Annotated in this window: 11 protein-coding genes and 2 pseudogenes; 2 read left to right on the top strand and 11 right to left on the bottom strand. The window is 32.0% G+C overall.

What is annotated here, in order from left to right; genetic code table 11:
* From KA926_RS07485 to cstA, 4 genes are all read right to left on the bottom strand, one after another.
* A partial coding sequence (locus KA926_RS07485) for a Mu transposase C-terminal domain-containing protein (RefSeq protein WP_210141807.1) occupies positions 1 to 1,335 on the bottom strand: 1,335 nt, incomplete at its 3' end.
* Positions 1,307 to 1,900: a recombinase family protein gene (locus KA926_RS07480; protein WP_044466683.1), complete on the bottom strand. Its 594-nt coding sequence runs from the start codon at positions 1,898 to 1,900 to the stop codon at positions 1,307 to 1,309. The genes KA926_RS07480 and KA926_RS07485, both read right to left, overlap by 29 nt.
* Before the next feature lie 170 nt (positions 1,901 to 2,070).
* Positions 2,071 to 3,405: a persulfide dioxygenase-sulfurtransferase CstB gene (cstB, locus tag KA926_RS07475; protein WP_129335045.1), complete on the bottom strand. Its 1,335-nt coding sequence runs from the start codon at positions 3,403 to 3,405 to the stop codon at positions 2,071 to 2,073.
* A gap of 30 nt (positions 3,406 to 3,435) precedes the next feature.
* Positions 3,436 to 4,503: a persulfide response sulfurtransferase CstA gene (cstA, locus tag KA926_RS07470; RefSeq protein ID WP_012816716.1), complete on the bottom strand. Its 1,068-nt coding sequence runs from the start codon at positions 4,501 to 4,503 to the stop codon at positions 3,436 to 3,438.
* Between the two features lie 137 nt (positions 4,504 to 4,640).
* Here cstA and cstR point away from each other — a divergent pair, with 137 nt between their 5' ends.
* Both cstR and KA926_RS07460 read left to right on the top strand, forming a co-directional pair.
* Positions 4,641 to 4,901, top strand: coding sequence for a persulfide-sensing transcriptional repressor CstR (gene cstR, locus KA926_RS07465; protein WP_031863946.1), 261 nt, complete (start codon positions 4,641 to 4,643; stop codon positions 4,899 to 4,901).
* The gene (locus KA926_RS07460; protein WP_031863945.1) at positions 4,901 to 5,656 is read left to right on the top strand and encodes a sulfite exporter TauE/SafE family protein; all 756 of its coding nucleotides are present in this window, start codon (positions 4,901 to 4,903) and stop codon (positions 5,654 to 5,656) included. The genes cstR and KA926_RS07460 overlap by 1 nt, the downstream gene beginning before the upstream one ends.
* Positions 5,657 to 5,954: 298 nt before the next feature.
* Here the strand turns inward: KA926_RS07460 and KA926_RS07455 are convergent, their stop codons facing one another.
* The 7 genes and pseudogenes from KA926_RS07455 to KA926_RS07425 all read right to left on the bottom strand — a co-directional run bounded on the left by KA926_RS07455 (position 5,955) and on the right by KA926_RS07425 (position 9,931).
* Positions 5,955 to 6,605 (bottom strand): NAD(P)-dependent oxidoreductase, encoded by a 651-nt coding sequence (locus KA926_RS07455; RefSeq protein WP_031885497.1) that lies wholly within the window; start codon positions 6,603 to 6,605, stop codon positions 5,955 to 5,957.
* A 16-nt stretch (positions 6,606 to 6,621) separates the two neighbouring features.
* The gene (locus KA926_RS07450) at positions 6,622 to 7,119 is read right to left on the bottom strand and encodes a DsbA family protein (protein WP_255307513.1); all 498 of its coding nucleotides are present in this window, start codon (positions 7,117 to 7,119) and stop codon (positions 6,622 to 6,624) included.
* 198 nt (positions 7,120 to 7,317) lie between these two features.
* Positions 7,318 to 7,745: pseudogene (locus KA926_RS07445) on the bottom strand (Rrf2 family transcriptional regulator).
* A gap of 113 nt (positions 7,746 to 7,858) precedes the next feature.
* Positions 7,859 to 8,350, bottom strand: a pseudogene (gene thyA, locus KA926_RS07440) (thymidylate synthase); the annotation flags it as partial.
* Positions 8,351 to 8,686: 336 nt separating this feature from the next.
* Positions 8,687 to 8,782: a type I toxin-antitoxin system Fst family toxin gene (locus KA926_RS07435; protein WP_011276848.1), complete on the bottom strand. Its 96-nt coding sequence runs from the start codon at positions 8,780 to 8,782 to the stop codon at positions 8,687 to 8,689.
* Between the two features lie 165 nt (positions 8,783 to 8,947).
* Positions 8,948 to 9,295, bottom strand: coding sequence for an ArsR/SmtB family transcription factor (locus KA926_RS07430; RefSeq protein WP_002467551.1), 348 nt, complete (start codon positions 9,293 to 9,295; stop codon positions 8,948 to 8,950).
* An 18-nt stretch (positions 9,296 to 9,313) separates the two neighbouring features.
* Entirely contained in the window at positions 9,314 to 9,931 is a 618-nt protein-coding gene (locus KA926_RS07425; RefSeq protein WP_002467537.1) for a CadD family cadmium resistance transporter, read from the bottom strand.
* Positions 9,932 to 10,297 lie beyond the last annotated feature (366 nt).

Raw genomic sequence — 10,297 nt, 5'->3', positions numbered from 1 at the left:
AATATTTTGTTTTAAGTGTTTTCTTCTCTGACTACGAGCGTGCTGTATGTCTTTTATATCTATGGAGTAATCAGCTATTTCTGGACATATAGCAGTACAAAGAAATTCATCTCTATAAAACACACGTATTTCAGCCATATCATTTGGGTTATAACGAATCAGTACATATTCACCTACATAAGCTGCTAGATTAGTATTACTGTATCGAAAACCTTGAAAATGAATGCCATCTGAATGAACTTTTCTAGATTTAGGTATTTCCAACAATAATAAATCAAGTTGTTCTAAGCTACTTGGCATATTAGGGAAAAAGTGATTACTATTCCAACGACTGATAGGCGTGGTATGAATAGTACTATGTTCTTTTTGATTATAATCTTCAATTAAAAAGTAACGTAATTTTTCTTCAAAATTGTGAAAATTTATTAGATTACTAGGAGTATCATTATTGTTTATATATCCAGGCAGTTGTTCTAAGAAAGTTTGATTAACTGTCTGAAAGAATCGTTCTATTTTTCCACGACCACGAGGGACACCAACTTTTGAAAACATCAAGTTAATTTTCAAATCAATAGCGACCTGTTCCATGTGATGCGAGGTAAAGTCACTCCCGTGATCTGTGTAGAATTTTTCGGGTATACCACATACTGGCCAATTGGTATTATTCTTATTCCATATTGCTTGGTGTAGTGTTAATGCTGTGTTTTGAGCATTGGGGGCATCAAAACTTAAGAAATAGCCTGCAATTGCACGACTATAGTCATCCATAATAATAGTTAGCCATGGTCTATTGATATTACCTTTTTGGTCTAATATAAAGATATCTAGCAAAGTATGGTCGGCTTGCCATATTTCATTGGGTCTTGAGGATTCTCTAATTTGTATTAAATCGTACTTATTTTGATAGTATTTTTCACCCTGATGAGAGAAATCAATAACAGACTTAGGCATCGCTTTAATAACACTATAAATTTGTTTATAACTTGGTATATCAAAATTATTTTCTTTACAGTAATTAGTGATTTTCCTATGAATTGTGGCTATACTATTTCTTTTATTCATAAGCGCAAGGCGTTCAATTTCATCAATTATCTTTGGTTCTATTTTACGTGTTCCTTTATCAGCTCTTGTCGCATAGATTAGTCCTTTAAGTCCTTGTTCTTTATATGACTTATTCCATCTATAAAGGGTGCTTAACGCAATCCCTTTACTTTTAGAAATACTTGATAAAGATTGTTCGCCTAGGATAAAAGGTTTTATAATATTGTACTTTTGAGTAGCTTTTTTACGTTTGGCTTCAGAAAAATTAGTTAGATACTTCTCCTTGTTTTTCATCTTCCTTGTCCTCCAATTTATTGAGGTAACGATAAATTGTTGTACGTGAAACATGCCACTGTTCTGCAATTGTCTTAATTGGCGTGCCATTATCATAAAGTGTCTTAAGTAAGTTTAAATCTTTTTGATTTAATTTTTCTGGTCTGCCTCCATATCGGCCTCTAGCACGTGCTGCAATTCGGCCAGCTGAAGAACGCTCTAAAATTAAATTACGTTCAAATTCTGCAAATGCTGCGAATAAATGAAATAATAATTGTCCAGTTGAACTTGATTTATCCATTGTTATATTTTCTTCTAAACTATGGAAACTTACACCTCGTTCGTTAAGTTCATTAACTAATGTGATTAAATCCTCCATGTTACGTCCTAGTCTATCTAGTCTCCAAACAACAATGGTATCTCCTGACCTCGCAAATTCAATTGCTTTATCTAAACCAGGTCTTTTACTTTTTGAACCACTCATATGGTCATTAAATATCTTTTCACAACCATGTGTATTTAATCGATCTTCCTGTAAATTTAAATTTTGTAATCCAGTTGAAACTCTTGCATAACCTATTTTCAAAATACAAACCTCCTATATACACCTTCAGTGTACCATAACTTAATCACAAGATCTTTTTTGAACATAGATTTTTTGTTGGGTTTTTGAACACATAATTCTATGTAATACATACTTATTTAGACATAAAAAACGAGTGTACAGAAAATGGTTATTTTCTGTACACTCTTAAATTATTTTAATGATTCTGGAAAATCTTGATAGCCTTCTCTAATATTTACGACATTTTCAAATCCTTTGTTTTCTAAGATACCCACGGCGATTGAACTTCTAACACCTGACTGACAATGTACGTATATTTTATCCTCTTTATTAAATGGAATATTTTCATTTAATAATTTACCATGCGGAATATTGACTGCTTGATCTAAGTGCCCATTATTCCACTCTTCTTCATTACGTACGTCAAGTATATATTCTTCTTTACCAGTCATATCAACGCTATGGATGGATTGGGTTAAAATTTCTGATTTTGGTAAACGATAACCTGCTACATTATCAAATCCAATTAATTGTAAAGTATGCGCTGCTTGTTCAACGGTAGATTTATCACCAATTAAATCTATACTATTTTCATAGTCTAAATACCAACCGATTTGGTTAATAAAGTTTTTGTTGTAAGGAATATTGATCGTTCCTTGTGTATGACCACCGTGAAAGGCTTCTTTGCTACGAAGATCAAATGCTATTCTTTCATTGCTTAAACTAGGATAAACATTGTATGGTTGATATAATTCCATACCAAATTGGTTAATTTTTTTCATTTGTGTAAAATGATGTGGTGGCGCTGGTTGATTTGATGTTAATGTTTCAATGAATTTGGTTTCATCAGTTTCACTAAATGCCCAGTTATTTATTTTTTCATAACCTAGCGTAGACATTGGTACGGCGCCTAATGCTTTACCACAAGGACTTCCAGCACCGTGACCTGGCCAAATTTGAATATAATCTGGTAAATCTTTAACACTTTCTATAGATTGATACATTTGTTTCGCACTAACTTCTGTAGAACCTTCCATTTGAACTGATTTTTCTAGTAAATCAGGTCTACCGATATCACCAACAAAGACAAAATCGCCACTAAATAAGCCCATTGGAACGCTTGAGCCGCCACCTTCATCAGTGAGTAAGAAACTGATACTCTCAGGGGTATGACCAGGTGTATGCAATACTTCTAATTTAATGTTACCTACATGAATAATATCTTGATGTTTAACAAAATGTGTTTGTTCTGGCATATTACGATAACTTAATTCATCGTCACCTTCGCCAGATACATATACGTTTGCATTTAATTGTTCTGCCACATCTCTAATGCCTGAAGCAAAATCAGCGTGGATATGAGTTTCTGCAGCTTGTGTAATTGTAAAACCTTCGCTATCTGCAACTTCCATATATTTTGTTAAGTCACGTACAGGGTCAATTATTATTGCCTCTCCTGTGCGTTGACAGCCAACTAAATAAGATGCTTGAGATAAATTGTTATCGTAAAATTGTTTAAAAAACATATAAAGAACTCCTTATTTTAATAGATTTAATTAAATAAATAAATTATGACTCGCGTTTTCAGTATCACCTATATAAGTGCCTACACCGCCGTACTCAACTTCGTCTCTTAATTCTTCTTTCTTAATGCCCATGACATCCATGCTCATCGTACATGCGATTAATTTGATATCTTGGTCGATTGCTTGGTCGATAAGTGATGGTAATGAATCAACATTTTTCTTTTTCATTACGTAGCGCATCATGATATTACCTAAACCGAACATATTCATTTTAGAGAGTGGCATTTTCAAGGGTGTTTTTGGCAACATAAAATCAAACATTTTTGCGATACCTTTCTTTTTAACGTTAGCTGTTTGCGCTTTTTTCAACGCGTTAAGTCCCCAGAAAGTGAAAAAGATGGTTACATCTCTTCCTGCAGCTTTAGCACCATTCGCAATAATCATTGCTGCCACTGCTTTATCTAATTCTCCACTAAATAGTACAATTGTAGTGCCTTTAGACGTATGACTCACTTCTAAATCTTTGGGTTGTTCTTTTTGAATAATCGCTTTAATTTCATTGTCACCCCCATCAAGTTTTACTAATGTGTGTCCCGTTTGTTTCGCCCAGCTTTTAATATCACTTGCGAATCCTGGATCTGTGACTGTAACCTCAATTTGGTCACCTTCTTGAATATTTTTTACTTCTTTACTGATATTTACAATAGGGCCTGGACATTGAAGACCACTATAGTTTAATTGTTTACGCTCTGCTTTAATTTCTACATTTGTGTTTTCTTCTTTTGTATCATCGCTGACGTTTTTTTCTTCATAAGCTTTATAGCCGCCGTCTAAATTTACAACGTCATAACCTTGTTCAGCTAAATATTTACTAGCTTTAGCACTTCTGTTACCACTTTTACAGTGTACATAATAGGTTTTATTTTTGTCTTTATTGAACGACTCAATCTCATCTACAGGATGCAGTGTGGAACCATTGATGTGCCCCAATTCATATTCTTCTTGTGTTCTTACATCAATCAATTGACCTTGAGAAGTTAATTTTTCTAATTCTGATTTACTTAAATCATTAATATGTTTTTCATTATATTGTTTCATAATAACCTCCTGTTAAATACCTATAAGGGTATGTTAAAAGATATAACTCTTTTTGTCAAATACCCCCGCACGTATTTGACAAACTTGTTTTAATTTATTATTATGACTGTATTCAATTAAAAGTGGAGGAAATTACTATGAATTATGATAAAAACATGATCAATCGTATTAATAGAGTACAAGGGCAATTAAATGGCGTTGTAAAAATGATGGAAGAAGAAAAGCATTGTAAAGATGTGATTACGCAACTTAGTGCTTCAAAAAGTTCATTACAAAGATTAATGGGGATTATTATTAGCGAAAATTTAATTGAATGCGTCAATTCAGCTGATGACAACAATGAAGATTCACAAGAAATCATTAATGAAGCTGTTAACTTATTGGTAAAAAGTAAATAATGGATATTATAAATATTATCATTATGTTGCTCATCGGAGTGTTCGGAGGATTTATATCTGGTCTAGTAGGTATAGGTGGCGCTATTATTATTTACCCAGCCATTTTATTGTTACCGCCACTATTTGGGGCTCCTGCATATAGCGCGTATATCGCATCAGGACTTACTTCTAGCCAAGTCTTTTTCAGTACCTTAAGTGGCTCTTTGAAAGCAAGAAAAAAACCAGAATTCTCACCCCAGTTGGTCCTTTATATGGGAGGAGGTATGATTATAGGGAGCATGTTAGGGGCTTTGCTAGCAAATTTATTTGATGCTACATTTGTAAATATGGTGTATATTATCATTGCTTTACTTGCATTAATATTAATGTTTATTAACGTAAAACCTAGTTCAGACCAATCTTCCTTTAATAAGCCTTTATTGGTTATTGTGGGTCTTTTCGTTGGCATCATTTCGGGTATAGTTGGAGCAGGCGGCGCCTTTATTATTATTCCTATATTATTAGTTTTATTCAAATTACCAATGAATACGGTGGTTGCTAATAGTATAGTAATTGCCTTTATATCTTCAATTGGCGCCTTTATCATTAAACTTATACAAGGTTACATTCCTTTAGAAGACGCGTTATTTTTAATAATAGGGAGTATTATTTTCGCTCCGTTAGGCTTAAAATTAGGTAAAAAAGTCCCTAGTTTTGTACAAAAATGGATCATCAGTATTTTAATTATTATTGCAATTATTCAAATTGTTTTATAAATAAGAAAGAGAGGTACAACTAATATTTGCACTTCTTTTTCTTATTTATAAAGTTAAAACATTCTCAAATAGCAATGGCAAGTTGCTATAAATTCAACAGCTATATACGTATGATTAGGGGGTACCTTAAAAACTCAGTCGTTTTCTTCTAAAACATTTCATATATACAGATTTAATGTTGAATTTTTGGAAATATAAAGCTATATAATTTATTAGTATTTTTCTCTTTGAAATTATACAAGACGTCTCATCATTTTTAGTGATGAGACGTCTTGTATAATCGAACTATTTATATTTCTTAATTATCTTCTGATACCACAGTAAAACGTTCATTTTTATGTTGTGGATTTTCTATCTCATCCACTAGTGCAAATGCAAAATCTGCATAACTAACATAACTATTGCCTTTAGAGTTAAATAATAAATTGTCTTTGCCTGTTTGATAATTTTTAGTTTTAGGACCTTCAGCATCAAAATCTGCAGATGGGCTAAGGAATGTCCAATTAATACCTTTAGAAGCTTTTAAATCTTCTAAATTTCTACTTTGTCCTTTTGAAGTTCCTTTTGCAGTTGGCCCAAATAGTTCAGAAAATTCTGGTGTATCCATTAACTTAGTTGTTTGCGCTTCATCAACGTATAAACTACCTGCACCACCAACGATAATTGCTCTTGTATCAGTTTCTTTCAATGCTTCAATAAGTGCACGTCCAGCTTTCACATGTGGTTCTTCTTCACCAAGAGGCGCACCAAATGCATTAACAACTACATCTAAATCTTTCAAGTCTTCAGAAGTAATATCATATATTTCTTTTTCTAAAATATTTATATTACTACTTGATAATTTTGAAGCATTTCTAACAATTGCTGTTACTTCATGTCCTCTTTCGATTGATTCTTCTAATACTAGTTTTCCAACTTTTCCACTTGCTCCAATAATTCCAATTTTCATAATAAATTCCTCCTAATTATAGTATATTTAATAAAAAGACTAATAGCGCTAAAAAGCCTATCATTAGTGGTAAATAAACATCTTTAATACGTTCACCTGATTTCATTCTTACTGTTACGGCCCCAGCCATTAACATAGCAATCCAAAAGCCACTAAAAGCTCCCACAAGAACGTGCCATATACTAACATCTTTAGCAAGTTCAGTAAGTACTTCAATTTCTCTAATATTTTTATCTTCTTGGAAAAATGCTTCATAAACACGATTGTTATATTCATTTGCTTTTCCATGTTCTTTCGCAAAATAGAAGCCCTCGTGCGCTAAATCTGTATAAGGATGGGGAGACACATTTGGTAATTTCATATCTACTCCCCATTCAGTTATTCTTGGATATATCACTTGCTGCCAGAGTGATAGTTTGGATGAGTCATTAACAGGATCTAATTGCTCTAATGGTTTGGGTCTTAGCTCAAATGTTTGCCATTCTATAGATATATCAGCATCTGTTTCTTTTATTGCTTTTTCAAGTTAATCCTTGCCTATAAAACAAAAAGGACAAACATAATCAGAATAAACGCTTACTTTTAGTGACAAAATAATTTCTCCTTCCAATAATGTTTATTAAGATGGTTAATACAGTTTCATCAAATGTAAGTAAACAACACGCTCGTACTTGTAATAGTTACAGTTACAAACAAGGGGAGACGGATATATTTATCCGTTGTTTACTAGAATTTTATTTACTATATTTTCTAATGTTACACTTTTTAATACTGTCTCCATAGCATCCTGTGCGTTTTTCAAAATAACTTCCAATAGAATTTGTATGTTTGCACCAACTGTACAGTCGATATTGGTATCTTCATGTATTTGGAATAAACGGCCTTGTTCAACAACTTCTACAGCTTTATAAACATCAAATAATGTAATCTCGTCTAATGATTTTAAAAGTTTAACTCCTGAATTGCCATGTGAAGTTTCAATAAAACCAACTTTTTTAAGTTCCCCATTAATCTTCGAATAACAACAGGATTAGTATTCACACTTTCTGCAATTTGATTCGATGTTAAAGCATAATTTTTTTCGATTTTTATTAAAGCCAATATATGAACAGCGACCGTAAAACGACTACTTATTTTCAAATCAAGCACCTCATTGTAACTATTTTAGTTACAATGAGGAATATTGTCAAATCTTTTTTATCTTATTTATAAAAATGAATGTGATAGCTTTATAAAATCCCTTACTTTCATTATCATTCCGCTATATCATATTTAAAAATTCCATTATGTTTATAATTATTCAACTGTACTTCAGATAGTCTACGTTCAAAAAAAGATTTAAGATTACCCTTCTCATCATATTTACTAGGTAGACTTATTGTTGGTTTAGATTGATTAATAGGATTGGATAGTTGCTTCTTTAATGTATCTATATGTTTAAGATATACATGGGCATCATCTATACACCAATACAAATTTCCTAACTCATAACCACATTGGTCTGCTATTAACCTGTGTAAAACCGCATATTGAAATACATTAAATGGATGACCTAGAGCCATATCTGCCGAACGTTGTTTCACATGTAAATTTAAAGCACCGTAACTCACTTTCCAATTTGTAGCCCAAACACACGGTTCTAATGACATTTCATCTAAATCATCTACATCCCATAAACTTGTCATAATTCTACGTGATGCTGGATTTTGATTTAATTGGTGTAAAATGTACTCAACTTGATTTAATTTTTTACCTTCACCTAATAATGAAGTTTATGAACGTACAAGGTTCGAAGCAACTATAAAATCGATAAGACAAGATATTGCAAAATATGCTGATATTACTTCAGGTATAACAGTTGAAATGCACGAACCTAAACAAGTACTTAAACGTTGGAACATTGTATTACATGAATTATTAAATATTTAACATGTATAAAATACAATCATATAAAATTTTAGTTTTGCATTCCTATCTACTATGGTGTTATAATGCACTTAACAAGGAATCCAGCATGGATACACCAATCCCCTCACTACCGCAAATAGTGAGGGGATTTTTGTAGGTGTGGCTATTGTCGCCTATTTGTCTTTGCGATTACGCAGCCAATGCGTAAATAACGCAATAATACAACCACTGATGACTGTGGTCGTGATGTGAACAAGGATTTCCAACATGAATAATACCTCCTCCCTACGTCAAATTGACGCCTGAGAGATAGGCGACTCCATTATTATACCATCTGTATCTTTTGAAGCATATGTACTTCCGATAAGTCATTTTATGTTATATCTTTGCTTATTTTATAGTATCAAGACAAGAAGAAACTCGTTTCACTCGTTTCAAAAACCCTCCTGATTTTTAGAGAAAAACTCTCTTATTTCATCGTCTTTAATAAAATAATATGCCATCTTTCCCTTTTTATAAAAATCAAGCACATCATTTTTATATAAAAGTCTTAAATGATGTGAAGTTGAAGCAACACTCATTTTCAATATCAAAGAAATATCACAAACACACAACTCATCTTCTTTAATCAAAGATAATATAATTTTCAATTTCTTCTCATCACAAATCTTTTCTAAAATGTTAAGTAATTTCTTAGATTTATCATCTTCTAAAAAACTTAAGGCATTGTTAACTTTATCCTCATGTACACAGATCACATCACAAGCATTTTTATAGCTCATATAAAATCACACCCTAAATTAAAATATAAATCCTAAAATTGTTTGAATAGTGTCATTTTCTATAATGATAAATAAACCTAAAGCTATATAAATAACAGCCATAATCCAACGACCAAATTTCTCAACAATTTCTCCAACTCCTGGAATATTAGCTAATTTTTGTGCAGTAAATACCAAGAAGAAAATTAAAATTAAAAAGACAAACAAAGTAATTAATAAATTAGTAACACTTAATGTCACAAAATAGGGAACAAATACACCAATATTATCAGCGCCACAACTTGCTATCGTAATAATTGCAATCGTACCAACTAGTTTAGACAATCCTTTTTCATTCAATTCTTTTTTAGCTCTCTCTTCTCCGTCACTATCACCATAAATAGCCACTTTAATTCCTAAATAAATCGGTATTAACCCTAATAATCCTAATATCCATTTTTCAGGAACATAATTTAAGACAAAGGCAAAGAATAAACTTATGACAATCAATGCCACAGATCCTACATATTGACCAATATAAATATCTCGATATTCTTTCCTAGTCTTTGCTCTAGCAAAGAACATTAATAAAATCACTAATAAGTCTAATGCTGTCACAATATAAAGAATAGCAGCAGTTACAATAGTCTGAATCATAATTACACCTCATTCAAAAATATTTTTGAATATATTATAACTTATTTTTTTTAATAATCATAGGTGCTTTATTCCAATTGCTTTATTGACGTTGAGCCTCGGAACCCTTAACAATCCCAAAACTTGTCGAATGGTCGGCTTAATAGCTCACGCTATGCCGACATTCGTCNNTTGACGTTGAGCCTCGGAACTTTTAACAAACTCAAAAAATAGTCGAATGGTTGGCATATAATCATGAATTTTAAATGTTTTCTTTAAACCAAAGATAATATGGAATCAATATGTTCACTCCTTTGGTATATTCGCTGATATTTTATGCGTGCCTTGAGTGGAGATTTTTTGAGTGGCTTTTTCAAAAAATACTAC

The sequence above is a fragment of the Staphylococcus sp. GDY8P94P genome (assembly GCF_017892255.1).
GTDB lineage: Bacteria > Bacillota > Bacilli > Staphylococcales > Staphylococcaceae > Staphylococcus > Staphylococcus cohnii.
The sequence above is the reverse complement of the archived record's forward strand: the minus strand, read 5'-3'. Positions and strand labels throughout refer to the sequence as shown.

What these genes read in the sequence shown, in the direction of transcription:
- KA926_RS07430 (WP_002467551.1), bottom strand. Translation starts at nt 9,295, where the DNA reads ATGAGCTATAAAAATGCTTGTGATGTGATCTGTGTACATGAGGATAAA.
- KA926_RS07455 (WP_031885497.1), bottom strand. Translation starts at nt 6,605, where the DNA reads ATGAAAATTGGAATTATTGGAGCAAGTGGAAAAGTTGGAAAACTAGTA.
- KA926_RS07460 (WP_031863945.1), top strand. Translation starts at nt 4,901, where the DNA reads ATGGATATTATAAATATTATCATTATGTTGCTCATCGGAGTGTTCGGA.
- KA926_RS07435 (WP_011276848.1), bottom strand. Translation starts at nt 8,782, where the DNA reads ATGTTGGAAATCCTTGTTCACATCACGACCACAGTCATCAGTGGTTGT.
- cstB (WP_129335045.1), bottom strand. Translation starts at nt 3,405, where the DNA reads ATGTTTTTTAAACAATTTTACGATAACAATTTATCTCAAGCATCTTAT.
- KA926_RS07425 (WP_002467537.1), bottom strand. Translation starts at nt 9,931, where the DNA reads ATGATTCAGACTATTGTAACTGCTGCTATTCTTTATATTGTGACAGCA.
- cstR (WP_031863946.1), top strand. Translation starts at nt 4,641, where the DNA reads ATGAATTATGATAAAAACATGATCAATCGTATTAATAGAGTACAAGGG.
- cstA (WP_012816716.1), bottom strand. Translation starts at nt 4,503, where the DNA reads ATGAAACAATATAATGAAAAACATATTAATGATTTAAGTAAATCAGAA.